Here is a 26,943-nt window from a genome sequence, read left to right on the forward strand (position 1 = left end):
GGCATATAGGTATTTTCACAATGAAATTAACGCCAGCTGCTGTGCTCACCTGCTGGGCGATGGTGGTTATACCGGCATCTGCAGGTGCCAATAACATTATTGTTAATAACCCACATGGCGCTTCCTTTAGTACCGAGACTGCACCTTCGGCTCAACATCTGGTCAGTTTCCTCGATGCTTGGCAGGTTGTGGTTAGCCAAAATGATGGCCTTGCTGCTGAGCGTGCCAACATTGAGCGCCGCCAAAACATGCAAGATGCCGCGCGGGATTTGTATCTACCCTCCATCAGCGCAACGGCGAAGTACACCCGGCTCGATAAGCCGGTAGAAATTAAACCTTCCGATTTAATAGATAGTATGCCCATAGGTGGTGTTGTCCCTACTTTGCCACTTATCGACCAGCTTTTTACATCCCAGCTGACTAAGCGGGAGGTGTTCACCAGCTCGATTCGAGCTGTATGGCCGATTTTTACCGGTGGACGTATCACCGCGGCGCAGGATATAGCGAAAGGCCAAACTGAAGAAGCAACCCAATTGCTTGCCATGAAGCAGCAGGCAACCTTTGAGGATCTCTCCAAGTTCTATTTTGGTGTTGCCTTGACCCAGCAGGTTCTGGACACGCGTATCGAGGTTGAAAACGGGCTGAAACAGCACTTTGAGCGCGCGCAAAAATTAGAGCAGCAAGGTCAAATCGCTAAAGTTGAGCGCCTACAGGCGCAAGCCTCTTACGATAAAGCACGGGTCGATCGCCAGAAAGCCCAGCGAGATATGGAAATTGCCCAAGTTGCATTGACTAAACTGTTGAAAGTAGAGGCGCCTGCTGTGCCGAGCTCTTCACTGTTTGTGAACCCGTCGCTTCCTCCCATGTCTGCGTTTATCGATAAGACATTAGCGGGCTATCCGGGCTTGCAACTTCTGGATGCCAAGAAGAAACAAGCTCAGGGTTTGATGGCGGCAGAAAAGGGTAAATATTACCCAGAAGTGTACCTTTACGGTAACTACAACCTCCATGAAGACGATACGCTTGCAGCCAAAACGGCGCCGGATTGGGCGATTGGCGTAGGGGTGAATATTCCACTTCTCGACAGCTCTGGCCGCTCAGGCAAAGTGAAAGCGGCACACAGTGCCGTCACCCAAGTGAACTACCTTCGAGCACAAGCCGAGCAAGATCTCACGGTACTGGTCGAGAAAACCTACCGAGAGGCGATGCAGTCTTTAGAAGAATATAACGGGTTAGCATCAAGCTTGGAGCTTGCCAAAGAAAATGTCAGTTTGCGCGAAAAAGCCTTTAGCCAAGGTCTGTCTACGTCATTGGACGTTGTTGACGCTGAACTGTATCTGGCCAGCGTGAAAACGCAGCGAGCCGCTGCTGCTTATCAATATGTTATCTCTTTGGCTCGCTTGTTGGCAGTCAGCAGTGAAATCAATAATTTTAAACAATATCAGCAATATCAAGGGTTAGAGGTTCAGTCATGAGAAACGGCAAATCAAGTGCGAAGGTGTTCGCTGCTGCTGTGTCAGTTACCGCTGTGGTTGGATGGCTGGGCTATCAGTTTTGGTTAGCCTATCAACCAGCGCCTATTCGTATGCAGGGCCAAATTGAAGCCCAGCATTACAACATTTCTTCCAAGGTACCGGGTCGTATCGCTCAAGTGCTGGTACGCAAGGGCGATAAGGTGGCGAAAGGGGATTTGATTTTCACGCTATCGAGCCCGGAAATTGATGCCAAGCTTGAGCAGGCCCGTGCCGGCGAGCAGGCTGCCGATGCGATGTCACAGCAGGCACAAGCCGGTGCTAGGGAGCAGGAAATCGCTGCAGCGCAAGACCAATGGCAGAAAGCCAAAGCCGCCGCGACCTTAAGGCAAAAAACGTATCACCGGGTGGATAACCTTTACAAAGAAGGGGTGATGGCAGAGCAAAAACGCGATGAAGCCTATACCCAATGGCAAGCAGCACGTTACACCGAGCAAGCTGCCTATCAGATGTACACCATGGCTAAAGAAGGGGCGCGGGTAGAAACCAAGCGTGCTGCAGCGGAAAAAGTCCGTATGGCTGCGGGGGCGGTGGCTGAAGTCGAAGCTTATGCGGCCGATACTCAGATCGCCAGTTGGTTTGATGGTGAAGTAAGCCAAGTGCTTTTGCATGAAGGTGAGCTAGCACCTCAAGGTTTCCCCGTCGTGAGCGTTGTGGATATGGACGATGCCTGGGCGGTGTTCAATGTTCGCGAGGATAACCTTAAACACTACCAACAAGGCACCGAGTTTACAGCAAGAGTACCGGCGCTGGGTGAGCAGGCATACACCTTCAAGGTGACACATGTTGCTGTGATGGGTGATTTTGCCACATGGCGTACAACAGATGCGGCGCAGGGTTTTGATATGCGTACGTTTGAGGTAGAAGCCCACCCAACAGAACCGGTGGCAGGACTTCGTGTCGGTATGAGTGTGATTGTAAGCGAATGATGATTCAACTCGCTCGTGAATGGCGACTGATCCGCAATGAGCGCTGGCTGTTGTCAATGACAACATGGCTGCCCTTGATGCTGTTCGCAATCATTTGGGGGATCTTCTCAGCAGGTATCGCCAGAGACTTACCGATAGGTGTGGTCGACTTGGACCACAGCCAAGTATCGCGACAGCTGATACGTTATTACGATGCTAATCCAACTCTGGCGGTCTCCAAAGCCTATACCTCGGTGGCAGAGGGGAGCCACGCTCTCCGAGGCGGAGATATTTATGCGCTGGTGGTGATACCAACCAATTTGGAGCAAGACACTAAGTTGGGGAAATCACCGACGGCGACTGTGTTTTATAACAGCCAGTTTGTGCTGATTGGAAAATTGGTGAACTCTGCGGTTTTGCAGGCTCAGGGCACCCTGAACGCACAAATCGATACCATGAGAAATATGGTTTCTGGGAGCCGAGTTCCCCAGCAAGCTCTAGGACTGGCTGTTCCGGTCACAAACCAGATCACGCCGCTGTATAATACCAATAGCCATTATGGCCAATTTTTGGTGTCGGCCACGATTCCGGCTATTTGGCAAATCGCGATAGTGATCACCACGATTATGGCTTTGTCGGCAGAGCAGCGAAGTGGAGGACTTAACGCTTGGTTGGGGACAACGCCCAACAGCCACTTAATGGGTAAGATCATCCCCTATACCCTGCTGTTCTTGATCCAAGGGCTTATTTTCCTTGTGGCTCTGTATGGGGTACTGGGTTGGCCAATGCATGGGCAGTGGTGGATTCTGTTATTGGCCCAGTTGCTAATGGTGCTGGCATGCCAAGGTGTGGCCTGCCTGTTCTATTTGTTTACCCTTGATGCGACCAAAGCCATGAGTTTGGCTGCTGGCTTTACCGCCCCGGCTTTTGCCTTTGTGGGGGTGACCTTCCCCGCAACAGATATGCCTACCTTTGCGTTGGCATGGCGGGCTATGCTGCCAGCGAGCCATTATTTGGATGTCCAGTTACATCAAGTAAACCATGGAATGACCGCTCTACAAGCAATGCCGCAACTGCTGTGCCTGTTGGCTTTTCTGAGCACCTGGGTGCTGGCGACTTGGCGAGTAAACGTATTAAGCACAAAGCATGAGGGGGGCATATGAGTTGGCGTTCATTGTTTAAGTTTGAACTCAAGGCCATTTTCACCAACCCATCGATTTTGTTCACTGTGTTTGGCGGGGTACTGATTTACTCGTTCCTCTATCCGTTGCCCTATACCAACCAGCTGCCGCGAGAACAGCATATTGTGGTGGTCAATTTGGATCAGTCGGAATTAGGGCGCAAACTCGAGCGCATGGTTGATGCGACGCCGCAGGTGATGATCACCGCGCGGGCAGAGTCGATTGACGCGGCCAAAACGTTGGTGAATCAAGGTGCAGCCCAAGGACTGTTGGTGATCCCAAAGGACTTTCAGCGAGACGTCTTGCTCGGTAAAAGTCCAACCTTGGCCTATGGTGGTGATGCCGCATATTTTCTAGTGTATGGCACTATTGCAGAAGGGATAGCAACCGCTGCGGGGACGTTGGGGGCAACGGTAAAAATAACCCGTATGGTAATGGCGGGTAGCGATCTGACACTGGCTGCTGAGCATTACACGGCGATTAAGCTCAATGCCCAGCCGGTGTTCAACCCGACAATGGGTTACGTGAACTATGTGGTACCGGCCGTCTTTGTATTGATCCTTCACCAGACACTGTTGATTGCAGTAGGTTTGCTGGGTGGCGGACAAAATGAGTACCTGCGGGCGGGTCAAAGTGGCTACTGGCTGCATTATCCAGCCAGGCGGGTGGTGCTTGTCCGTGGCATAGTGTTTACCCTTATCTACTTACCTTTAGTGATGTATTACTTTGGGTTCAGTTTCAGCTATTACCATATCAGCCGATTAGCGTCGATCATGGACTTGGCTATGATCACTATGCCATTTTTGTTGGCCGTGATCTTTTTGGGGATGATTCTGGGCCAGTTAATCCCAAGGCGAGAGTTGGCAACGGTGGTGGTCTTGTTGAGTTCGCTGCCGTTGGTTTTTTCGACAGGGTTTATTTGGCCCGTTGAAATGATCCCGGCACCGATAACATGGCTCGCGCAATTTGCGCCATCAACACCGGCGATTAATGCTTTTTTGCGCATTAATCAAATGGGGGCTGACTTTGACCAAGTGCTGTCCTTGTGGGGGCAACTATGGTTACAAGCCGTTGTTTATGGTGTTATTGCAGCAAGGCTAATGCTAAAAGTTAAACGCAAAAATAAGCTGGCGATTGAACGGTAAGTCAAAAGAGTGCGACTATTTTTAGTCGCACTCTTTATTTGATAGGGGGGATTTTCCTACTACTCGACTTTAACCAAAATACTTGAGTCAGTGTGAGAAACAGACTGACCATAAATATCCAATAGTGTGGTTTGCGAATAAGTTAGCTTGTCATTATCGATATGAATGCTCATCGTGAAGTCTGTGGTTTTCGCGTTTTCTGTCATGAAGTTTGATTCAGCGATTCCACGGTCAGATGCTACCAGCGTCATTTGATCACCAGCCGCACCTTCGGCGGTAACACAGGTGTTCCTTGGTACACAAAATGAGTTATACACTTTTTGGTTAGCTTTATCATAGACAAAGTAGCCACGCTGATCGTGGAATTTCGAATCATCCGTTTTACGGAAAACTTCCTGCTTGTAATACAGTGCAACAAGGTACTGCTCACTGGCATTAGTGGCATCTGCAGCCACTTCAAAGGTAATGGTTTCATAGAAAGGTGTGACGGCGGGTGAACCAGCTAGTACATTTAAGTCTTTCTGGGCTGGTGCAATATCGACACCGCCAGCATCGGCAGAAATCCAGGTCCCGACCAACTGGGCGAGTGGACCGAAGTCCATACCATCGATAACTGTGTTTTGATTATCATCAGCAAAAGCGGGTAGAGATAAAGCCGCCGATACGCCAAGAGCAATAATTGTGTTTTTCATTTTGAGCTTCCTTTTGATTTTTTATTTGAGATGAATTCATTCTTGTTATGGCGGTTACTTTACATGAATTAATGCTGGCTAATTATTGATCTGTGTTAATTATTGTTTTTGTAGATAATATTCTGCGCTCTCATATGTAATAAAGGAATGCTGCAGGAATGATTCCTTACATTTTGACGTATGGCGAAATATTTTGTGAGGTTAAAGTCGATAGGAATGGGTAGAGGGGAATAATACTTGAGTGTTAGTAAAAGCCATCCAAGCGAGAGATGGCTTTATAGTTTGGTCTGTTGCTAGAATAATTCGACTTCGATTATTTGAGTAGAAGTGGCAAATATTGAAATATTTTTGCTAGATAGATCTGTGTTAATACTTTCTGATTTCGATGAGAAAAAGACTTCAACGGAACAGGTGCTAAACTCTGTTTTCAAATCGTCAATATTTGTGTCGAAAAGCAATGCGATATTTTTGTGGTAATCGTCAGTGAGCATCCCTTCACCATCGCGAGAGTCGATATGTTTTGCGAGTGCCGTTATATCATCAACATTATATTTGCATATGAGGCTTTCTAAAATATATTCATAGGTGTGGTTGGCGCTCTTATCAAGAGTGATTGAAACCTCTTCACCATTTACTGTGCCCGAAGCACCAAAAGTTTGTGGCAGTGAGTCTAGGCTTCCCTCTGAGACAAATTCATCGTTTCTGGTATATCTAAATTCATAACTGCTGGCATTATTGGGCAGGGTATAACTGTAACTGGTGCCAAAATTAATTGAAAAATCTTCAGTTAGTGTGACCTTTTTACCATCAGCGAAGAGCTCAATTTTATCCTTGTGATCAATGAATAACCCTTTCTGCGGGTTGCTATAATTGTATATTTTGGTCGTACCGTAAACCGAGTGATCACTGCTGTCGACAGTGATGTTCGTATTGAAATTCAATTGACTGGTATTGTGGCCGCTGCTTGCTTCTGAGTTTTGGGTTGTTGCAGGAAGACTAATGACACTGCCAGCGTTTGCCGTGTTGTCGTTAGTCCCTTCGCTTCCTCCTCCACCGCCGCCACAGGCAGTAATGAATAAGACAGGTAATGAAGCAATTAAGCCTTTTGATAATGTATTCATCTAAGTCCCTTTTGTTGATACCCTTATCTAAATATCAATACTAGCAGCCGCTAAAATGCATTTAACTGCTTGGTGTTTATTACGGTTTTATTTTCATGAAGTGCCTCGAAACTTTGCAAAATAGCAGCGGTAAGCACTAGGTGGACTTCACAAATCAATAAGCGCAGGAGCAGGAATTGAGTGTATTTTGACTGAATGATAAAAGGTTGAGCGAAGGATGAAATAACACCATTTCATCCCTCAATACTATACTAATTTATTCTACTGCAGTGGGCGCTTGATAAGCCTTGGTGCCCCATAATGGAACAGTTGAAAGGCTATGTTTGAAACTTCCCTCAGTTTCTTTAGTCGTGTAAGACAAGTAGAGCAGAGTTTGGCTATCAGCATCATAGATCCGTCTTACCTTCATCGTTTTGAAGAAGATACTCTTCGACTTTTTAAAGACCACTTCACCCGATTTTGACTTGTCAATTTGAGCGATCATTTCAGGGGTAATATCACCTGTTTGACGGCAGGAAATAGAGCTGTCACTTGGATCGGCAAGGCTTAAATTAGCTTCGACAGAGGCGATATGACAAGTGACACCTGTCACGACATCATCTTTTAAATGGCCGATTTTTATGTCCTTCATGGTGAACATACCCAGCGAGACATCTCCGACTTCGTCTCCAGAGCAACCGCTTAACATCGTAGAAGCAGCAAGCAGTCCAGCCAGCAGTAATTTGGATTTCATTATTATTTCTCCATCATTTTTTACCATGATAGCAGCAACTTGACGCTAATTTCTAATTCCGATAATAGATAGCCGTCATTATTCTAATCGCAACATGCGGGTTTGTGCTTCATCATATCGTCGTAATTCGCTCATTTTTTTGCCGTAAAAGTGCCACGGTTCGGTCATCTGCCTGTTTCATAATTTTCATTCACTTGTTGAATGAATAGACAGGAAAAAAGCATGGATGTGACAAGTCCTTTTCGGCTGCCTCGTAAAACGCCATTCGGTGTGGGGGAGCATGTTACTGAGTGGGCAACAGGGCTAAAGAAACTGAACCAGTTCTACGCGGCTCGCCCTGTTGGTGGTGATATGGGGGCTTTTCTCCGCTACGCCTTGGATACGCTAGGAATTCAATACTCGATTCAGCAAGGATCGCTTGCCCAATTCCCGGCTATTGGGGCGACTGTTGTTGTGGCTAACCATCCATTGGGCTGCGTGGAAGGCGTCATACTGGCGGAGTTGATAAGGTCGGTGCGCAAAGATATTAAAGTATTGGCGAATCATTACCTGAAAACGCTGCCTGAATTAGATGAGCTGTTCATCGGGGTGGATGTATTTGACGGACCGCAAGCGGTAAAGGCCAATATCAAAGCGCTGCGAGAAGCTCAAAGGCACCTTGCCAATGGTGGTTTACTGCTGATGTTTCCGGCTGGGGAAGTATCGGCATACAATCGCAAAACACGCAGTATTACTGATAAGGAGTGGAGTCATTCAGTTAGCCGTTTGATCAGCAAAAGTAAGGCGACAACGGTCCCTGTCTATATTGATGGCAAGAATAGCCGAAAGTTTTATATGGCAGGCAGGATCCACCCGTTGCTAAGAACATTGATGCTGGGGCGTGAGCTGCTCAATAAGCGTGACCGGCAAATCGACCTCGCGATTGGTGAAGCAATTAGCTACAAAGAGATCAAAGGGTTCGAGGACAGCAAGCAGCTGGTGAATTATTTAAGACTCAATACTTATTTACTGGGGAGTCAGCTGAAGAGCTTAAAAAGGCCGAAGATCTCAACGATTGATATTGACGCCGAACCTATTGTTTCACCCGTTTCGCCCGCGATACTGTGTCAAGAAATCAGCCAGCTTAATGAGGGTGAGCACCTGCTTTCATCTGGTTCATTTGACGTTTATTGTGCGTCGGGTCCGCGTATCCCTTCAGTCATGGCCGAGCTGGGCAGGCTGCGGGAGATTAACTTTCGTGCGGTCGGGGAAGGGACAGGAAAAGCGACGGATATTGATGGATTTGATCAGTATTACCATCATCTATTTGTCTGGGATCGTGACCGGCAATGTTTGGTTGGAGCCTACCGGTTGGGTTTGGTGGACAGGATCTTGGCTTCGGAAGGGGTGGGTGGCTTGTATTCTCGTACTTTGTTCAACTACGACGAGCGGTTTATTCACCAGCAGGGAAATGCGATAGAGTTGGGACGTTCGGTCATTGCTGCTGACTATCAAAAGAGCCTTAGTGCCTTGATGCTGCTTTGGAAAGGTATAGCGACGTTTGTCTATCGCCATCCACGCTACACTCATTTGTTCGGACCTGTGAGTATCAGCAATGATTACAGCCCAGAAGCGCGGCACTTATTGGCCGAGAGTATGGCTGTGCATCACTATGATATGAAAAGTGCCGAATTGGTCTCTGCGAGTAACCCTCTGGTGCAGACCGTCCCGTTATTCTGGCAAACCGAGATGCTGTCGTCGTTGGCAGACATTCAGCTGCTATCCAAGGTGATATCCCGTCTCGAGGGAGGTAAAGGCGTTCCCGTGTTGCTGAGGCAGTATTTGGGGCTGAATGGTAAGTTGGTGTGCTTCAACGTCGACAGTGATTTTAATGATGCACTTGATGGCCTGATCGTGGTGGATTTACGTGGAGTGCCTGCTAAAACGCTGGGCAAGTATATGGGCAAGTCTGAAGTGCACGCTTATTTTGCGCAGTGTGAATCAAGTCAATAGTGTTACTTACGCTATAGGCTGGGGGAAATGTTGCCTTTCCCCCGCTACGTTTCCAATTATGCGTCTTCATTTTCTTTAATATGGCTTAGCTGCCATAACTTTTCAGCTTTGGTGCCTATCAGCCAGAAGCTTAGTGCCAGTATGGCGAAGAAAACCGTTTTATGCATTGCGTCCCAGAAATACTCGAAGTAACGGGTGTAGAGGTTGATCAACAAGAAGGTGATACCAAAGCTACGGGTTAGCTTATCGGCATGTTTGATACCGTGGTAAAGCAAACCGATACATACCAAGCCAGATAGTATAGCCCAAGGCAAAAAAGAGACTTGCGACACCTTCGACCAGGCCGATGCACTGGTGTGGTTACCAAACAATGAAACCAGCCATAGCGCGAGCATCAGGTAAAACAATCCAATGAACCGTGTAGGATCTTGCAGATAGGCAAATTTATTAACAAGCGATAATGTCTTTGCCTGAACGCCAATTGCTTTTGTTGCTGCGGACTGTTTACGGCCGAACCACCATGCGGTAGCCAGCACCAGCAAGCCGATCACGACAAGTCGCCATGCCATATTAAGGCCCAAGAAATAGCCAGATGGCTCGGCAAAATAACTCGTCTGTTCTAATCCCCATCCAGCAAAACTCAGCAGGGCGAAGATCCAAACCAGCATGCTGGATAAGCGGAGTCCGACGACACCGTATACCACAGTTAGAATCAGTAAATAGATAGCGTCATGGACGTCGCTGAACCATGCGGTTTCTCTCAAGAACCCAACGGATACCGCTGTCCATAATACGCCAAAGAAATACATGGCTTCATTGCTAAAGTACTTCTCGGGGTAGCGATGTCGGCGTTTAATGCCAAAGGTAAATGACACGGCCGCTAAAATAGCGCTGATGACGGACAGGACACTGGCGGGTGTATCAATCAAGGTGGCCAATAAAGCCATGAGGTAGTCATCTGCCAGTAATATACCAATGGAGATAATGAAGCAGGTAATGGCAATCCAAAATGAGTAGACCGCCAGTAATTTCCAGTCAAAGCCTACTACTTGATAACTCCTGCGCAGTGATTTAGCCGTATCAGCGTTGATCTGCTCATCTTTCTCCCACTGAGTTATTGCCTCATTGAGGGTTTTGGCTTGTCGCTTATTAATTTTCATCATTAGACATAATTGGGTTCATGCAAAACACCGCGCAGCCAAATAGCTGCGCGGAAAGAGAGAAACCGGCAAGGGACTATTGGCTATCTTCGTTAGCTACTTCTTCTGGCGTGAACGTTAAAATATGCTGTTCTGATGTTAGGGTCAGAATATTATTTTCCAACGCGGCACTGTTCCACTCTTGAAGTGACTGGGTCATGATAGCTTCGATTGTGGCCTGATCATCTTGAATACAGGCCATTTTAGTGGAACCCATACCAGTAAGGCGAATACGGTTATTGTCTGCCAGTTCAATTTGGCCAAAGAACCGGTTACACCCACCAAACCCAGAGACCTTCATATCTGCATCGACAGCCATACCTGGTAAGGTGCGAGGTTCTGTAATGGTAATGTCTTTACCGTCAACCTTCGTCAGTACCCAGCTGTGTTGTAGGTTCCTGGCTGAAAAACCGAGCTCTGAATCTGTATCACAACCGGTTAGGGTAAATAACAAGGGTACCAAGATAAATAGCCACTTTTTCATATACATTACCTCAAAGGTTTGCCGTGTTAAGGGCTTAAATCAACGATATCGTTAAAGCGTTGTTTTGAATAATAGTAGCACTACCAATCAGTTATCTCGAAAGATCAATAGTGACCCCGGCCAAAAAAGTTGACTTCACCTTGCTGGTGATGGAATCCACTTTCTTTATCCATATCAAACTGTTGTAGTGCCTGCTGTGCGTCGCAATAGCTGCCATGTTGAGCAAAAGCTTCACGGCTAGTGTCTATGGCTCTTTCTGCCATTCTGCGTTCATCAGGCGTTGTCTGGCTATCACTGAACAGGATCTGCTGTTTTCCGAGTAAGTTTTCCATTTCTCTCATGCATATACGCTCGTTGTTGGCGAGTACGTTGCTCGCGACGACCAGCGGTGACAATGAAATAGAAATAACAACGAACAATACTCTTACAATGAACATTTCAGTGAGCCGAATTTGGAATGGGTGAATTATAATACACTGTTCATTAAATGCAAGTGAACTGATATTTGTCTGTTTTTAAACAGTATTACTAACTTGGTACCGACAGCTGGTGGACCGTGCCTGAAAGGGTTAGCGAAGCGGTAGTTTTTCTAGGCATTGGCGGCATAAGCATGTACTTGGCGGCAGCCCTGAGGTATCGCGCTTGGTCAACTCGAAGCACCAGCATGTGTCTTTACCCGCGCTGATTTCGCAATATGCTGGCTGGCCGCACTGACTGCAGGTATGTGTGAATTGTTGACCTTGGATCTCTTCTATTTTTTGTTCTTGCTCTGACTCGCTCATGGTACACCACGCTGTTAGTTCAGTCATCGTTCTGTGGCATCCACTGCAGATACCGTCATTGTTTTTACATTTTGCAACGCAAGGGGTTTTCACGGCTGCTATTACTTTGTTATTTGCTTGATGCGCACAACATAACATATCCCCAAGTGACTTCAAGTTACAGGATTCAGAGCCTCATCAATGGGTTCAGTGCCGTTGCTGAACCCAGTGCCCTTAAGTAATCAACGGTCCGTTAATGGTTACCGTTTCGCTTTCGCCAAATCGTCATCTCCGAGAGTGAGTGTTGGAACTTGCGTTTGGTTTCCCTGATCACGAACGGAATTTCCTTCACGGCGATGAGCTCAAAATGGGGGATCAGTGTTTCAGTGAGTCCGTCGAGGGTAGTGAAGTTTTCCCCATTTACTTTGACCCCGCCAAGCCAGTGCGCTTTCTCTGTATATTCTTCCAACCACGTATAGGGAGACGTTATGACAAGGTACCCGCCAGGATTTAAGCGTTGGTGGATAGTGCGGAGAAATTGCCGAGGATTGCCTAGGCGGTCAATCAGGTTCGACGCGTAGATCAAGTCATAGTGTGTGAACTGTGGCTTGAGGTTGCAGGCATCTCCTTGCACAAAATGGATTTTGTTGGCGACGTCCTGATAGCCCATTTCCGTTAAGGTGGCACATTTGAACTCGACTAAATCCCCTTCAGTTTTGATGGTATAACGTTTTTCCCCTTGCTCAGTGAGCGAGTAGGCTTGCTGTATAAAGCGCGCCGAGAAATCGATACCATCGACGTGATCAAATGTTTTCGCGAGCTCAAAAGATGCGCGACCTACAGAGCAGCCAATATCGAGCGCCCTCTGGTGTTGAGTCAGCTGGATCTCTTGCAAGCTGGCCTGGACGCCATGAATACAGAAATTGGGTACGGCAAAATATTCTGCCCCGTAATGAAACTCAAGATACTGTGAGATCAATTCGTCGGTTTCATAAATATTTAAGCTCGCCATTGTTTCGGGTGCCTGCCGAGACTCAACGTACCTGAATCCTGCATGCTGGTAGAAATGGCGTCGAAAGGCATATCGCGAGGCTTTGATCGATTCATTTCCTGTGGAAATCCAAGATCCGCCTTTTATGAGGTTATGCTTGCCATCAAATGTAGGGGTAGAAAAATCATCGTATAAGGGGTGGACCTTGAAGCCTTGAAAACCGTCGATATTGGTTTCTGTCCATTGCCATACGTTGCCAATGATGTCGCAAAACCCCTCGTGCTCAAAACGGTCGACAGGGCAGGAAGAGGCATAGTAACCGAGTTCAATGTTGCCCGGTGCTTCGTCCCATTGCGGCGAATCACTGTCTATGTTTTGTCGCAGCAGATACCATTCCGCTTCGGTGAGTAGGCGGATAGGGCGTTGCGCCTGCTCGGCTTTCCAGTTACAAAAAGCTTTGGCTTCAAGCTGGTTCACCTCGACAGGCCAGTTTAGGGGAAGTGGTACTTCAGACGTCAAGTTCCGCTGGTACCACTGCCCGTTTCGTTCTCGCCAAAAACGAGGCATCTTTGCTTGGGTATAGGCTAGCCATGCTTTACCTTCCTCATTCCAGTAGCGCAGATGGCGATAACCGTCTGCTTTGATGAAGGTGAGAAACTCTTGGTTTGAAACAAGGTACTTGGAAGCCTTGAAGTCCGCGACGTGATAGGTTTGGTTGCCGTACTCGTTATCCCAACCATAGGTGGCTTCATCTTCGTTTTTGCCTAGCGCCACATGGCTGCCAGCCACGCTGAGCAAACTGTTTTCCGGTGCGTTGCTGGTATCGCTGCAGGCTGGCCAGAGGGGAGAAGGGGTCACATCGTCAAGGGGTAATTGGCGAATGATGACTGACGAGGTTTCAAGGTGGATGCGCTCGTGCTCAATCCCCATCAAGATGATCCACGCAGGGTCATCCTCGTTGATCGGCAGAGTGAGCGGAAGTTTATCAATGACTTGATTGACAACAGCCTTCACACTGTTTCGATATTGTTTGACCTCAGTGACACTCGGCCATTGGTAGTGGGTGTCATCAAGGTCATCCCATGACATCTCATCGACACCAATGGCAAACATGGATTCAAAGTTAGGGTTGATTCGATGCTTGATGTACTTACCCAGTTTGAGCTTGTTGATGTAAAAGGTGGCAGTGTGACCAAAATAGAAAATCAATGGGTGACGCAGAGGTTCGGCTTTGACAAAAAAAGCCTTGTCATTATTGACCACACTAAACAGAGATTCATAAAGCTCCCAGGTGTGATTAAAGGCAAGTTTGAGCTCCTGACGCTTTTGTTCAGTGTCGTGACCAGTTAGCGGGACCGTACGGGTAGCATGCATTGGAATCTTATCCATTGAATCGCTTTCCTTTTCAATTGTTTTTTAGACAGCTAAAACTAAAGATAGTCAAAGATACCGTCGGCCATGAACTTAATATAAGTGAATGTAAATTATCGCCTTAGTAAGAATGTGTGGTGTTATTTTATCGGCATAAAAGTCTAAAAATTTTGCCATAATGATGAGTATATTGCTGGCAGCATGGGGGGGTAGATGGGACAGGTTTCTTCTAAGAAGTGGCAGATACCAACTTGGACACTGGTCGCTATCGGTTTAATTCTTAATATTGTTTCGGCTTTGCTAACGAATTTTTATATTGATGATTTAACAAGGCAGTCGAATGAGATCGCCCAGCAACAGCAAGATAATGAAAAGCTGATCCAGCTAATATGGCAGCAAGTTGAAACCGTCGAGCGTAAGCGAGAGCATGTCTTGGTGATCTTGAATGTTGCCGAGATGATGCAGTCTGCGCTGCCTCGCGAGGTAGCAGCGCAAATTGAACAGGATATTGCCTATTGGCTACCGGATAAACCTGTAGAGCTATCGGTTGAGAATGTCCCCAAGTTGATGGAGGCTCTTAACGATGTGCAAGGCGAACAACGGGATAAAATCAACGAGTTGTATTTGGCCAATCAAGAGCTGATCAATAACAATGCGCATAAGATGAAAGCTATCTCCCGGTTGAGGAATCTGGCACTGTTTCTTCAGGTCCTTGGCCTAGCACTGGTATTGGCAAGGGATCTTAACTGGAGGGATAAGCGGTAGTTTTGTGTGGGTGCTCACAAAACTAAAAGTCCTCCGAAGAGGACTTTTGCATATCAAGGGGTATTCAACTATTTGTTAGTGGAGTGGAAAGCGAATCGGGAAGATTTTTTTCCATCCTCTGTAGTTGCTTTATATTTGATTGAGCGAGAGTTTTCCAACGTTAATGGGATGAATACTCGACCATTTTCGTCAGTTTTATAACTCTGGCGTTGCTGAGGGACGTTGGCAACAGAAACAGACGCGTTTGCCGCTGGCTGTCCATTTTCGGTTACGGTTATCCATGCACCGTTGTGGGTATCTGCCACACGGATATCAGCAAAGGCTGAAGAAGACATTACAATCACAGCAGTTGCAGTTAGTACTTTCAAGCTAGACATAATCTTCACCTCGTTATCTATGGCTTCGGCCATATTGTTGTTAGTGTACTTATGAGTGTTACTAAGTTCACGTTCAACCTATAAGACCCGCCTTTAAATCGTATCTTTCATTCGATTTATTATTATTTTTCTAATTGATTAAAAATCAGTGCGTTAATACTTCAACTTTTTTTTCCATGAGCATTAAATGTAGCTCGTCGCAAAAGAGAGTTTGTGTTGCTTGTGCGAATCAGCCCATCTACCTCAATTTCATTATAGCTATTGGATTTCACTAAAAGGCACAATTTTTATACCTTTTGAGCCTACTGTTATGACAAATAAAGGAAAATAACGGAAAATTCGCTATTTATGAAAACCCTATACGCTAAATGTTTTCCTTAGGATCACTTGATAAATGAAATCAACAGTTAAATAATTCAATTATAAAATAAACTCAATCACACTGAATTTTATAAAAAAATTCGTAATAGGAGAGGCTCAACCGAGCAGAAGGTGAGGGCTTTCCCCTACGATGATCCTCCCTCCTTTGTTTGTGATAATAAAAATCACTTGTTTTTCATTTGTTTATGTGATTTTTATAATAGCTATTCAGGTTGAAGGATTACATATAAAGGGAGGCATATGTTGATTAAAATTAGGCATGTTGAGAAAGGGGATATTCCTGCAATTCGTAATATTTACGCTGGTCGAAGTGCTTACAGCGGTACATTACAGTTGCCTCACCCGTCGCTGGAAATGTGGCAGCAACGGCTGGAAAACTTACCTTCTAATGTATACAGCCTCCTTGCTGAAGTCGATGGTATCGTTGCCGGACAGGCTGGTTTTGCTGTTGAGCAAAACCCACGACGTCGTCATGTTGCCGGCTTTGGTATGGCAGTGCATGATGATTACCAAGGAAGAGGGGTTGGTACCCAACTGCTCAAGGAGCTGATAAACCTTGCTGAGAACTGGATCGGAGTGACCCGGTTGGAGCTCACTGTTTATACTGATAATGCGCCAGCCATCGCACTCTATGAGAAACTTGGCTTTGTTATCGAAGGGACATCGAGGAACTATGCCTTGCGTAATGGTGAATATGTTGATGTATACCAAATGGCAAGGCTGAAGAAGTGATTGAACGGAGAGTTATCAGTGGCTAACTGACGGGAAGTGCTTGTGGGCACTTCATTTCGTAGTACTCCATGTTTTCCGTGATCATATTTACCCTGACCCCGTTGTTTTTGGTCATGATATGTTTCATGCCAATCTTTTGCATTACCTTGCCGGAGTTGTCTTCGCGGCTGAAGTGTTGGCCATAAATGGTGTCTAGCTTAAATCTTTTGAAACCGAACTCAACAACGCGCTCAGCGGCTTCGGTACAGTATCCTAACCCCCAGTAAGGGACCCCAATCCAATAGCCGAGCTGTGCTTTACCCTCTTGTATGTTATGCAGGCCCACGCAGCCAATGAGTTGTTGGGTTGATTTGAGAGTAATCGCATAGATTGCTGACTGCCCTTGGTGCCAACCGGCTAAGTGCCTGCCGATCCATTGTCCAGCGACACCATCGCTGTAAGGGTGGGGGATATTGATTGTACCATTGGCTATTTGCTCATCACCGGCAAGTGCTTGAATCCGTTTTGCATCAGAGAGTTGCAGCGGGCGGAGTAGCAATCGCTGAGTGGTTAACAATGGTTGGTGCTGCATAGTCATCCTCTTGATTCGGTGTATTGAAGGTCTTAGTAAAACCTTAAAAGGCAGTCATGAATAGCGACCAGATCAAATTAGAGGATAAATATTAAACATTTAGAACATTCATATGATCATTTCACGCAAGCGACCTGAGTCGAGGTTATTTGGAGGAAATGCGGTTCTCAATTAGCCAGCTGTCCTCTCCATAGCTGGCTAAACTGTCGAGTGCCCGCTTGATCCGCTTTTCAAACAGGTACTTTATTAGCCAGCCAGTGCCTTTGACCTTGGGTGTGAACATGATTCGGTAGTGAATCATACTGTCGTGGGCATTTACGCTGTTGAATTTGATCCATCCACCATATTCGTTGACCGGAGCACCTTGGATAATCTTATAGTGTAAATGCTCATTTTCCTTGTAATCAATAACTTGCTCCTGGAAGGTCAGCAAGCCATTTGAAATTTCTCTGATCGCGCCGATCCCATTACTTTCTGGTTTCCCTTTTCTTATCAAGCTGTATTGACCATCAAAGAAACGGCCTAGATTATTGTGGTCGGTAAGCAGTCGGAACAGAACTTTCTTTGGGACTTTTGCTGTTTTCTCTAGTGTTATCGTATACATATCCATAACAACTACTCCGGGTGGCCTAATATGCTAGTCTATTTCCTGTTGCGAACATGTCAATATGAGGTTTTTGTTTTGTTGCGGGTGGTTTTTTTGTTATTGATTGGGATACGAATGTCTTGTTTCTGATAAATTTCTGATTGGGGCATTTCATTACGGTTGTAGATTTAAGTTAGTTAAATCAATGCTCTGGATTAGAATATCTAAAGCTAATGTATTTGAGCATAAAAAATAATGATGTTTATCACAAAAAAAATGCCAAAGAGTATTGCAAAAGGCTTGGTACCCTCTTATATTGGAGTCTGTTGATTGCAAAACAGAGGTGGAAATTCCATACAAGACTCCTTAAACCCTTTTTAAGGCCAAGTCATTCCCCCTCTAGCTATATCACAGTTCTTTAAGTCCTCAGTTAATCCAATATTGCTACGAAGTTAGCCTTATGTATTAGGAACTTTACTTATTGGAGGACTATGAGGATTGACGTTTTTCTTTTACTAAAGTGTCATAAGGATGTCACAGACTTTAGTCTAAAGTAAAACGGTTGGGATGAGTAAGAACGGTATTATTAAAGAGAAATATCAACCTTACTCGTTTAGGAAAATGAGAGGTGTATTATGTCAAATAGAAATCGCCGTCAATGGTTTTACCATCAGGCACAAACAAACAACCTAAAATCAAAAACTAAGTAATTTCGTTGCTGCGCAATCGCGCTAATTACTTGATTGTTAACAGGTTAAAATAGAAGTACAGCCAGAGGCACAAGTGATCCAGTGTTTCTGGCATATATTCCCTTCATCCATCAATAATAATCTTCTGATTGTTTTTTTTATTTCCTCTTTGAGCAAACGATTGCTTCTTTCTGGGATCTTTCTTCCTCCTTTATATTAATTCCTTACTATTTTTGAGAACGGCTTATTTTTATCTTGAGTCAATTAAGTTGTACTCGTTGACGAGTCTCTTTGTGTCGGTTGCTTATTTATGGTGCACACATGTCCCAACATTGAGGACCTGTTTTGAGGCGAGCGTGCCCCAATGTTGTTCGCACCCTAAATGACTTGGTGAGCACTGGTATCTCATCCTTTATTTTCTATTTTGATAGTTATATCAGTCATAAAATTTTCTATTGCTAGTGATTCTTTCTATTTCGATGCTAGATCTATTCCTTGGTGGGATGTTGGCATGCCTGTTGCAGATATTGGATTGTAAAATAAAACAAGAGCTTATCTCTAATGGTAGACAGGATGTCCAATATGAAGAAAGTTATAAATGGTGTTTCGGTTTCTTTGTTAGCTTCGGCGCTAATGATGTCAGGTAGTGTCGCTGCAGCTTCAAACACTGCTGGGGCGACATTGGAAAAAGTAAAAGAGGCAGGAGTCTTAAAGTGTGGAGTGAGTACAGGTCTGCCTGGTTTTTCTAGTACCGACGCGAAAGGTCATTGGGAAGGTATCGATGTTGAGTATTGTCGTGCGGTGGCTGCAGCAGTATTGAAAGATGCCAGCAAGGTACAGTTTGTACCGCTAACGGCTAAAGAGCGCTTTACTGCGCTCCAGTCGGGGGAAATTGATATTCTTTCTCGTAACACAACATGGACGATGCAGCGTGACAGTGCTCTTGGTATCAACTTTGTCGGCGTAAATTATTACGATGGTCAAGGTTTTATGGTCAGCAAAGATCTCGGTATTACTTCGGCTAAAGAATTAGACGGTGCCTCGGTGTGCATCCAGTCAGGTACAACAACGGAATTGAATTTGGCAGATTATTTCCGAGTGCATGGCATGGCGTTCAAGCCGGTTGTGTTTGATACATCAGATCAAACCGTTAAGGGCTTTGAAGCGGGTCGCTGTGATGTGCTGACGTCCGATCAGTCTCAACTTTACTCACTGCGTATCAAGCTTGCCGACCCAGCGTCAGCGGTTGTGTTACCAGAAGTGATTTCTAAAGAGCCATTAGGCCCAGTGGTTGCGCAGGGAGATGATCAGTGGTTCAACATCGCAAAATGGACACTGAATGTAATGGTAAATGCTGAAGAGTACGGTATCGAACAAGCCAATGTCGATAGCATGAAAAAGTCGTCCGATCCAAACGTATTGCGCTTATTGGGTGTTGATGGGCCGAAAGGCCAAGGCTTGGGGCTAGCCGATGATTGGTCGTATCAGGTGCTAAAGCAAGTCGGTAACTATAGCGATAGCTTCGAGCGAACAGTGGGTACCGGCTCACCATTGAAAATTGCCCGAGGTTTGAATGCATTATGGAATGATGGCGGCATCATGTATGCACCTCCAGTTCGATAACGATTAAATTGGCATGAAAGAGGACCAGTTCAGGTTGGTAAGCTGGCCTCTTTTTTATTTGTTATTGCACAGGGATTTAACTTGGTAGTAAAGGTGCATGGATGACTATAAGTGATTTTGAATTGGACTCGCGGCTTGGCCCTGAGCCAGTGGCGGACGGCACAAAACAAGCGTCGGCAACCGCCAGGCTGAAGCGATTGTTATATAACCCATCAGCGAGAGCACTGTTCTTTCAGATATTGTTGCTAGTGGGAGCGGGCTTTTTGATGTTTGGCGCTGTTAACAACGCGCTAGTGAACCTGGAGCAGAGGGGGATTGCTACTGGTTTTGACTTTTTGGGGCAAACGGCGGGCTTTGGTATCGGGATGACGCTGATCCCTTATGATGAGACCTACACGTATGGTGCGACGTTTGTGGTGGGTTTACTCAATACAGCCTTAGTTGCTGGCTTGGGGGTTGCTTTAGCGACGGTACTGGGTTTTTTGGTTGGGATAGCGCGCCTGTCGAAGAATTGGTTGCTCAGCCGTGTGGCCGCTGTCTACATTGAGGTTTTTCGTAACATTCCATTGTTATTACAGATCCTGTTTTGGTACACCGTCGTTTTGCAGACATTGCCTTCACCACGCAATAGTTTATCTTTTGCTGACACTGTCTTTCTTAATGTTCGTGGTTTGTTCTTTCCCGCACTTGAGTTCTACTCCGGTGCCGTATGGGTTGGTATATCGGTGCTAGTTGGCTTATTGGGTGTGGTGGCCATACACATTGTAAGCCATCGCAGGCAGTGCAAAACCGGGCACCCCCTTCCAGCGTGGCGATTAAGTGTCTTTATCATGGTGCTATTGCCCCTGCTGGCTTTTATCTTTGCAGGTAAGCCAATAGGCATTGAGTATCCTGAGTTAAAAGGTTTTAACTTTCGCGGCGGTATCGATGTGATGCCGGAATTGTTTGCTTTGCTTATTGCCCTGTCCATCTATACCGCGGCCTTTATTGCTGAAATTGTCCGCTCAGGCATCATGGCTGTTAGTCGTGGGCAAACAGAAGCCGCTAATGCACTGGGCTTACCGTCTGTTTCGGTGCTTAAATTGGTGGTGATCCCGCAGGCGATGCGAGTCATCATTCCTCCTCTTACCAGCCAGTATTTGAACTTGGTCAAAAACTCCTCTTTGGCGATGGCGATTGGTTATCCCGATCTCGTTTCGGTATTTGCCGGTACTACGCTAAACCAAACCGGGCAGGCGATTGAGATCATCACGATGACCATGGCCGTTTACCTGATGTTTAGCTTGTTAACCTCGCTGTTGATGAATATCTATAACCGTAAAATGGCCTTGGTGGAGAGATAATATGAAGGTTTTCCATTTTTCGTCCTCTGAAGCACCGCCATCTAAGATGGTCGGTATCTCGGCATGGCTCAGGGAGAATTTGTTCTCTTCAGCATTGAATACTCTTATTACCGGTCTTATTGCCAGTAGTGTATTCATTGTATTGGCGAGCATTATTCAATGGGCGCTCCTTGACGCAGACTGGGTCGGGGTTAGCCGTGAAGACTGCAGCCGTGAGGGGGCCTGCTGGGTATTTGTCCAAGCTCGATTCGAACAGTTCATGTTTGGCTTTTATCCGGGCGAACAGATGTGGCGACCCGTAACATTTATGCTGGGACTGCTCGGTATCATTGCAGGGATGCTGCTGGGAAATGCCACCGTCAAAAAAAGGCTGCTGCTTTTTTCGCTATCTGTTTTTCCCGTGTTGTCTGTGGTTTTGTTATACGGAGGTGTGGTTGGCTTGCCTGTCGTGGCAACACACTTGTGGGGGGGCTTACTCATTACATTGGTTATCGCCCTAACGGGTATTGTGGTTTCACTACCGCTCGGCGTGGTACTCGCGCTTGGCCGCCGGTCACAGATGCCAATTGTACGTAGCTTCAGCACGGTTTATATCGAGTTCTGGCGAGGCGTCCCTCTGATCACTGTATTGTTTATGGCGTCGGTTATGTTGCCGTTGTTCCTATCTGGCGGGACAGAAATAGACAAGTTGGTGAGGGCCTTGATTGGTGTGGTGTTGTTCAATGCCGCTTACATGGCTGAAGCCATTCGTGGGGGGCTGCAATCGATCCCCAAAGGGCAGTTTGAGGCGGCTGAAGCGCTTGGCCTGAGTTATTGGAATTCGATGCGACTGATCATTTTGCCGCAGGCACTAAAGATCAGTATTCCTTCAATCGTGAATACCTTTATTGCTCTGCTGAAAGATACCAGTTTGGTATTGATTATCGGTATGTTTGATGTGCTCGGTATTGCTCAGTCAGCCAATAGTGATCCGGCATGGCTTGGTTTTTCTACCGAGAGTTTTGTCTTTGCCGCTTTGATGTTTTGGATGATGTGTTTCGGTATGTCGCGATACAGCATTTACCTGGAAGGTAAGCTAAACACCGAACATCGACATTAACTTATACAAGGAAGTCAATATGTTTACAAAGACCGTTTATCAGTCAGTGCCGGAAGACTCGGTGATCCGCCTGCAGAAAGTTAACAAATGGTACGGCGAATTTCATGTCCTCAAAGACATTAATTTGAATGTAAAAAAGGGCGAGAAGATAGTGATCTGTGGACCATCAGGCTCGGGCAAGTCGACCATGATCCGCTGTATCAACCACCTTGAAGATCACCAGCGCGGTCAAATTATGGTGGCGGGAACAGAGCTGACGGATGATCTGAAAAATATCGAATTGGTTAGACGGGAAGTGGGGATGTGCTTCCAGCACTTTAATTTATTTCCGCATTTGACGGTGTTAGAAAACTGTACTCTGTCACCGATTTGGGTGAAAAAAATGCCCCAGCAAGAGGCGGAAGCCCTTGCGATGGAATACTTAAAGCGGGTTAGAATCGCCGATCAAGCCCATAAGTTTCCGGGACAGTTATCCGGCGGGCAGCAGCAGCGGGTCGCGATAGCCCGCTCCCTGACTATGCAGCCACAGGTGATGTTGTTCGACGAGCCGACCTCTGCACTGGATCCTGAAATGGTCAGGGAAGTGCTCGATGTGATGGTGGAACTGGCATCAGAAGGGATGACAATGATCTGCGTGACCCATGAGATGGGCTTCGCCCGAGAGGTGGCTGATAGGGTGATCTTTATGGATGCGGGAGAAATTATTGAAGAGAATGAGCCGGAAGCTTTCTTCAGTAACCCGCAGTTCGATCGAACTCAAGCTTTTTTGCAGCAGATTATTCATTAAGCAACCTTCCTTGTCGACCACAACGAAAGCATGTTGCTTTAAGTTTCACCTCCCCTGGCGCCCTTTTGGGCGCTTTTTTATTTTGCCGTAAACAAGTGCCTAGTTGCTGTATAAACGTTATTGGCGGGGGGAGTCCAGAACGCTTCTTGCTTAGGTTCATTATTGGTAAATCATTCCCTCAATTTGTGCATGCTCGGGAATATGGGTGATGGTTATGCCACCGAGATAGATATTGCCTTTGACAAACAGGAATTGTGGCAGTTCGGTAATCGTAGAATTGGCAAGGTAGAGGTTTCCACCAACATAGAGCCGGGCTGGTAGTTTGGTTAACTTGGTGCCCATGAGACTGAGGTCGCCATTGACTTGTAACCCTTCGTTGATAGCGACTATTTTCGAGTGGGCAAGGTTGAGATATCCACCGATACGTAGCTGGGCAGGCAAATACTCAATATTACTGTAGGCGAGGTTCAGGTTGCCGTTGACCGTTAGGCTATTGGGCAGTTGGCGGATCTGGCTATTTTCGAGATTAAGGTTACCGGCGACAACTAAAGGATCGGGTAAAACCAGTTCGGCTGATCTGCGCAGAGATACATTGCCGTAAGAGTCGGTATGGTTGAGTAACAGCTGGGGGACAGTGACAGACTTAGCGACGCTCTGGTTCATGGACAGCAAGGACAGGAGTAGCCATATGGCGATATGGCGTAATGCTGCTGTTGTGTTGACCTGGCCTGTTAAGGTTTTTGTCTTTAAACGAGTGCTGAGCGAGTTTGCATTTATAACCAACGCGTTATGGCTCCCTAATGATCGCTTTTGGTGCGTAGTGCACGCTTTGTAATCATCTGAATAATAAATAAGAGACAGATTATTACGATACAAAGCGTTTCTCCTAGTTTAAATGACAGATATTCCTGATTACAGCACGAATAAAGCTTGTTTTTTTGATGTTAGTACATGGATTATGAAACTTGGCATTACCCTTGCTTTATTAATAATGCGTTTCGGGAAACAAGTAAGGTCTATTTACCTCCCCTGGATATCTTAGATACCTCGCTTGGAAACGATGTAAGCAATTGGCACAACTTCCTTTTGGGCGCTCTTTCAGGCGCCCCTTTTTTTATTTGTCAGTCTACACTTATTGCAAAAGAGGTATCGCTGCTTCTTGAATGTAGGGCCTTGTCTTATCTATGGTTTTGTATATTTAGGGGCACGGTTAATCCGTTGTTTTTAGTTTAGCGCCCCAGAGTGAGGAGCTTTATGTCAGGGAAAAAGAACAAAGTACTGATCCTTTTCGCCCATCCATCCATCAACCGCTCTGAAATTAATCGGCCTTTGTTTCGATCATCCCTAGGTATCGATGGCGTGACCGTAGTTGATCTTTACCAGGAATACCCCACCTTCCGTATCAATATCGACAGGGAGCAGCAGCGACTTAGGGAGCATGACATCGTGGTCTTTATGTTTCCTATGTATTGGTATTCAACCCCCGCCATTTTAAAAGAGTGGCAGGACTTGGTATTGGAGTATGGATTTGCCTATGGCGCAGATGGTACTGCCCTGCAGGGTAAAAAGTTTCTCTGTGTCCTGACTGCCGGAGGGCCTGCTGCTGCATACTGCGAGAAGGGTTTCAATCATTACACTCTGCGTGAACTATTGCACCCTCTGGAGCAAACCGCAGTACTAACGGGGATGCACTATCTTGCTCCCTATGCGTTGTTCGGTGCTCGAACGGCGGTAGAAGAAAAGCGGGTAGGGCAGCACATCGAAGGTTGGCAGCGGCTGCTACTGGCACTGCGCGATGACCGCGTTGATGTCGAGAAGGCGGGCGGAGTCGCCAAACTCAATGACCACCTTGATGTGCTGATCCGGGAGGAGCAATCATGACCATCTACTTTATTCAGGCTTTCATTTACCTGTGTGCGGCAGTGGTTGCAGTTCCTATCGCCAAACGACTTGGTCTTGGTTCGGTGTTGGGGTATCTGATTGCCGGCGTAATCATTGGTCCGGTGGTGGGCTTGGTGGGTGAGGAAACTCTCGCTATCCAGCATTTTGCCGAGTTTGGTGTTGTCATGATGCTGTTTTTGGTGGGGCTGGAACTAGAGCCAAGAATGCTGTGGGATATGCGTCATCGCTTGATTGGCTTGGGTGGGCTACAGGTCGGGCTGACCACGGCCATTGTCATGGCGATTGCGATGCTGTTTGGGCTCGGCTGGACCATGGCACTGGCGATAGGCTTGATCTTCTCTTTGTCATCAACCGCGATTGTTTTGCAGACCTTCAATGAAAAGGGGCTCGGCAAAACCGAAGGGGGCAGAAATGCCTTTTCGGTGCTGTTATTTCAAGATATTGCCGTTATTCCAATGTTGGCCTTGATCCCATTGCTGGCCTTACCTGAGTTGGTAGAAAAAGCGCAGCAACTCGCTCAACAGGCCGCTGAACATCATGAGGAGCTGAGCCTTGTTGAAGGATTGCCCGGTTGGGGATATGCGCTGGTGATAATAGGGGCTATTTGTGCCGTGGTTGTCGGTGGTCATTTCCTCAGCCGTCCGCTATTCCGGTTTGTTGCAAGTGCTGGATTGAGAGAGATCTTTACAGCGACGGCACTGATGCTGGTGATAGGTATAGCCGCCTTGATGAGTTTGGTCGGCTTATCTCCTGCGCTAGGGACTTTTTTAGCGGGTGTTGTACTGGCGAACAGTGAATTCCGCCATGAGCTTGAATCAAACATCGAGCCATTTAAAGGGTTACTGCTCGGTTTGTTTTTTATTACCGTCGGTGCTGGCATCGACTTTTCCGTCTTGCTCAGTAATGCCGGTTTGGTATTGGCAATTACCTTTGGGGCGATGTTCATTAAGGCCGCAGTGCTGTTTGCTCTTGCGTTGATATTCAAAGTCAAGGGAAGCGATCGTTATTTACTGACATTGAGCCTGGCACAGGCTGGTGAGTTTGGATTTGTATTATTGAGCTATTCAATGCAAAACCATGTGTTACCAGCTGGCATAGCGCAGGTGCTATCTTTGGTTGTTGCCATTTCTATGTTTCTGACCCCGGGTTTGTTTATTTTCTTCGATAAAGTGGTCATGCCGAAATTTGAAGCGCAAATCAACGAGCGTGAAGCGGACAAAATTGATGAAACCGGGACGGTGATCATTGCAGGGATCGGTCGCTTTGGGCAAATCATCAACCGTTTATTGGTGGCCAATGGGGTAAAAACCGTTGTTCTCGATCATGAAGCTGGGCAAATAGATAATATGCGGGCGATCAAAATTAAAAGTTATTATGGAGATGCGACCCGCCCAGATTTGCTACATACCGCCGGTATAGAAGATGCCAAATTACTGGTGATTGCCATTGATGATCAGGAGCGAGCGGTAGAGTTGGCGGAGTATGTGAAACATACTTACCCCCGTGTGCGGATCCTGGCCAGGGCTTATGATCGGGGCCACCATTACGCGCTGCGGTTTGCCGGCGCAGATTTTATCATTAGCGAAACATACCATTCTGCCTTGACGATGGGGACCCAAGCCTTGAAAGATTTGGGGATCCACCCATTTAGGGCGGAGCAGTTACGGCAAACCTTTGTTGAGACGGAAGCCAACAGTAAGGAAGTGCTTTATCAAGCATGGAAGGATAATACTGAAGAGAGCAAATTTAATGCAACCTATCGTGATCTGTTTATGCAGTTAGAAGAAGCACTCAGTAAGGAGATGAAAACAGACAGGCATGATAAGCATGCTTCATCTGAGCGGGGATGGACACCGCCACCGAAAGATTACATTGATGTGATCACGCAAATGCAAAAAGATCAAGATTAGCCTTTATGGATACTGATGCCGCATGCTGGCATTCAAGCGCAGTTGGATAAGCTTGTTACTTGGTTGCG

Annotated in this window: 25 protein-coding genes; 13 read left to right on the forward strand and 12 right to left on the reverse strand. The window is 46.4% G+C overall.

All coding sequences use genetic code 11. From position 1 onward, the window contains the following. The first annotated feature begins 20 nt into the window (after positions 1 to 20). From C9I99_RS01065 to C9I99_RS01080, 4 genes are read left to right on the forward strand one after another with little or no spacing between them, the layout of a single operon-like run. Positions 21 to 1,475: a TolC family protein gene (locus tag C9I99_RS01065; protein WP_107346996.1), complete on the forward strand. Its 1,455-nt coding sequence runs from the start codon at positions 21 to 23 to the stop codon at positions 1,473 to 1,475. Continuing rightward, positions 1,472 to 2,461 (forward strand): HlyD family secretion protein, encoded by a 990-nt coding sequence (locus C9I99_RS01070; RefSeq protein ID WP_107346997.1) that lies wholly within the window; start codon positions 1,472 to 1,474, stop codon positions 2,459 to 2,461. The genes C9I99_RS01065 and C9I99_RS01070 overlap by 4 nt, the downstream gene beginning before the upstream one ends. Next, positions 2,458 to 3,603: an ABC transporter permease gene (locus tag C9I99_RS01075; protein WP_107346998.1), complete on the forward strand. Its 1,146-nt coding sequence runs from the start codon at positions 2,458 to 2,460 to the stop codon at positions 3,601 to 3,603. Before C9I99_RS01070 ends, C9I99_RS01075 begins: the two co-directional genes overlap by 4 nt. After that, entirely contained in the window at positions 3,600 to 4,766 is a 1,167-nt protein-coding gene (locus tag C9I99_RS01080; RefSeq protein ID WP_107346999.1) for an ABC transporter permease, read from the forward strand. Before C9I99_RS01075 ends, C9I99_RS01080 begins: the two co-directional genes overlap by 4 nt. Before the next feature lie 59 nt (positions 4,767 to 4,825). Here C9I99_RS01080 and C9I99_RS01085 read toward each other — a convergent pair whose 3' ends face one another. The 3 genes from C9I99_RS01085 to C9I99_RS01095 all read right to left on the reverse strand — a co-directional run bounded on the left by C9I99_RS01085 (position 4,826) and on the right by C9I99_RS01095 (position 7,312). Beyond that, positions 4,826 to 5,458, reverse strand: a complete 633-nt coding sequence (locus tag C9I99_RS01085; protein WP_107347000.1) for a heme-binding beta-barrel domain-containing protein — start codon at positions 5,456 to 5,458, stop codon at positions 4,826 to 4,828. A gap of 293 nt (positions 5,459 to 5,751) precedes the next feature. Beyond that, the gene (locus C9I99_RS01090) at positions 5,752 to 6,579 is read right to left on the reverse strand and encodes a hypothetical protein (protein ID WP_107347001.1); all 828 of its coding nucleotides are present in this window, start codon (positions 6,577 to 6,579) and stop codon (positions 5,752 to 5,754) included. A gap of 256 nt (positions 6,580 to 6,835) precedes the next feature. Continuing rightward, positions 6,836 to 7,312: a CreA family protein gene (locus C9I99_RS01095; RefSeq protein WP_107347002.1), complete on the reverse strand. Its 477-nt coding sequence runs from the start codon at positions 7,310 to 7,312 to the stop codon at positions 6,836 to 6,838. 222 nt (positions 7,313 to 7,534) lie between these two features. Between C9I99_RS01095 and C9I99_RS01100 the strand changes: the two genes are divergently transcribed. Then, positions 7,535 to 9,304, forward strand: coding sequence for a bifunctional lysophospholipid acyltransferase family protein/GNAT family N-acetyltransferase (locus C9I99_RS01100; protein ID WP_107347003.1), 1,770 nt, complete (start codon positions 7,535 to 7,537; stop codon positions 9,302 to 9,304). 56 nt (positions 9,305 to 9,360) lie between these two features. On the opposite strand, the gene C9I99_RS01105 is transcribed toward C9I99_RS01100, so the two are convergent. The 5 genes from C9I99_RS01105 to ovoA form a co-directional block, all read right to left on the reverse strand. Next, complete coding sequence (locus C9I99_RS01105) at positions 9,361 to 10,467, reverse strand: hypothetical protein (RefSeq protein ID WP_243734268.1); 1,107 nt, start codon at positions 10,465 to 10,467, stop codon at positions 9,361 to 9,363. Positions 10,468 to 10,540: 73 nt separating this feature from the next. Next, positions 10,541 to 10,987 carry an META domain-containing protein gene (locus tag C9I99_RS01110; RefSeq protein WP_107347004.1) on the reverse strand — a complete coding sequence of 149 codons (447 nt, stop codon included), beginning with the start codon at positions 10,985 to 10,987 and terminating at the stop codon, positions 10,541 to 10,543. A 104-nt stretch (positions 10,988 to 11,091) separates the two neighbouring features. After that, entirely contained in the window at positions 11,092 to 11,424 is a 333-nt protein-coding gene (locus tag C9I99_RS01115; protein WP_133638196.1) for a hypothetical protein, read from the reverse strand. Positions 11,425 to 11,556: 132 nt separating this feature from the next. After that, positions 11,557 to 11,862 carry a DUF1289 domain-containing protein gene (locus tag C9I99_RS01120; protein WP_107347812.1) on the reverse strand — a complete coding sequence of 102 codons (306 nt, stop codon included), beginning with the start codon at positions 11,860 to 11,862 and terminating at the stop codon, positions 11,557 to 11,559. A 139-nt stretch (positions 11,863 to 12,001) separates the two neighbouring features. After that, positions 12,002 to 14,128 (reverse strand): 5-histidylcysteine sulfoxide synthase, encoded by a 2,127-nt coding sequence (ovoA, locus tag C9I99_RS01125; RefSeq protein ID WP_243734269.1) that lies wholly within the window; start codon positions 14,126 to 14,128, stop codon positions 12,002 to 12,004. Between the two features lie 195 nt (positions 14,129 to 14,323). Here ovoA and C9I99_RS01130 point away from each other — a divergent pair, with 195 nt between their 5' ends. Beyond that, a complete protein-coding gene (locus C9I99_RS01130) occupies positions 14,324 to 14,875 on the forward strand; it encodes a hypothetical protein (RefSeq protein ID WP_107347006.1) in 552 nt (183 codons plus the stop codon). 68 nt (positions 14,876 to 14,943) lie between these two features. Here C9I99_RS01130 and C9I99_RS01135 read toward each other — a convergent pair whose 3' ends face one another. Further along, positions 14,944 to 15,252 (reverse strand): hypothetical protein, encoded by a 309-nt coding sequence (locus tag C9I99_RS01135; protein ID WP_107347814.1) that lies wholly within the window; start codon positions 15,250 to 15,252, stop codon positions 14,944 to 14,946. Positions 15,253 to 15,873: 621 nt separating this feature from the next. Here C9I99_RS01135 and C9I99_RS01140 point away from each other — a divergent pair. Further along, the gene (locus C9I99_RS01140) at positions 15,874 to 16,365 is read left to right on the forward strand and encodes a GNAT family N-acetyltransferase (RefSeq protein WP_107347007.1); all 492 of its coding nucleotides are present in this window, start codon (positions 15,874 to 15,876) and stop codon (positions 16,363 to 16,365) included. 22 nt (positions 16,366 to 16,387) lie between these two features. Here C9I99_RS01140 and C9I99_RS01145 read toward each other — a convergent pair whose 3' ends face one another. Both C9I99_RS01145 and C9I99_RS01150 read right to left on the reverse strand, forming a co-directional pair. Then, a complete protein-coding gene (locus C9I99_RS01145) occupies positions 16,388 to 16,936 on the reverse strand; it encodes a GNAT family N-acetyltransferase (RefSeq protein WP_107347008.1) in 549 nt (182 codons plus the stop codon). Positions 16,937 to 17,081: 145 nt separating this feature from the next. Next, complete coding sequence (locus tag C9I99_RS01150) at positions 17,082 to 17,546, reverse strand: SRPBCC family protein (RefSeq protein ID WP_107347009.1); 465 nt, start codon at positions 17,544 to 17,546, stop codon at positions 17,082 to 17,084. 1,247 nt (positions 17,547 to 18,793) lie between these two features. On the opposite strand from C9I99_RS01150, the gene C9I99_RS01155 reads away from it, so the two are divergent. The 4 genes from C9I99_RS01155 (at position 18,794) to C9I99_RS01170 (ending at position 23,063) form a co-directional block, all read left to right on the forward strand. After that, complete coding sequence (locus C9I99_RS01155) at positions 18,794 to 19,834, forward strand: amino acid ABC transporter substrate-binding protein (RefSeq protein ID WP_107347010.1); 1,041 nt, start codon at positions 18,794 to 18,796, stop codon at positions 19,832 to 19,834. A gap of 101 nt (positions 19,835 to 19,935) precedes the next feature. After that, positions 19,936 to 21,177, forward strand: a complete 1,242-nt coding sequence (locus C9I99_RS01160) for an amino acid ABC transporter permease (RefSeq protein ID WP_107347011.1) — start codon at positions 19,936 to 19,938, stop codon at positions 21,175 to 21,177. A 1-nt stretch (position 21,178) separates the two neighbouring features. Continuing rightward, positions 21,179 to 22,276, forward strand: a complete 1,098-nt coding sequence (locus C9I99_RS01165) for an amino acid ABC transporter permease (RefSeq protein WP_107347012.1) — start codon at positions 21,179 to 21,181, stop codon at positions 22,274 to 22,276. Between the two features lie 19 nt (positions 22,277 to 22,295). Next, positions 22,296 to 23,063: an amino acid ABC transporter ATP-binding protein gene (locus C9I99_RS01170; RefSeq protein WP_107347013.1), complete on the forward strand. Its 768-nt coding sequence runs from the start codon at positions 22,296 to 22,298 to the stop codon at positions 23,061 to 23,063. A gap of 159 nt (positions 23,064 to 23,222) precedes the next feature. Here C9I99_RS01170 and C9I99_RS01175 read toward each other — a convergent pair whose 3' ends face one another. After that, positions 23,223 to 23,846 carry a hypothetical protein gene (locus C9I99_RS01175; protein ID WP_243734271.1) on the reverse strand — a complete coding sequence of 208 codons (624 nt, stop codon included), beginning with the start codon at positions 23,844 to 23,846 and terminating at the stop codon, positions 23,223 to 23,225. A gap of 471 nt (positions 23,847 to 24,317) precedes the next feature. Between C9I99_RS01175 and C9I99_RS01180 the strand changes: the two genes are divergently transcribed. Together C9I99_RS01180 and C9I99_RS01185 are read left to right on the forward strand one after the other, a co-directional pair. Beyond that, a complete protein-coding gene (locus C9I99_RS01180; RefSeq protein ID WP_107347014.1) occupies positions 24,318 to 24,944 on the forward strand; it encodes an NAD(P)H-dependent oxidoreductase in 627 nt (208 codons plus the stop codon). Further along, a complete protein-coding gene (locus C9I99_RS01185) occupies positions 24,941 to 26,875 on the forward strand; it encodes a monovalent cation:proton antiporter-2 (CPA2) family protein (RefSeq protein ID WP_107347015.1) in 1,935 nt (644 codons plus the stop codon). Before C9I99_RS01180 ends, C9I99_RS01185 begins: the two co-directional genes overlap by 4 nt. Positions 26,876 to 26,943: the final 68 nt, after the last annotated feature.

Source organism: Photobacterium lutimaris (assembly GCF_003025555.1).
Lineage (GTDB): Bacteria > Pseudomonadota > Gammaproteobacteria > Enterobacterales > Vibrionaceae > Photobacterium > Photobacterium lutimaris.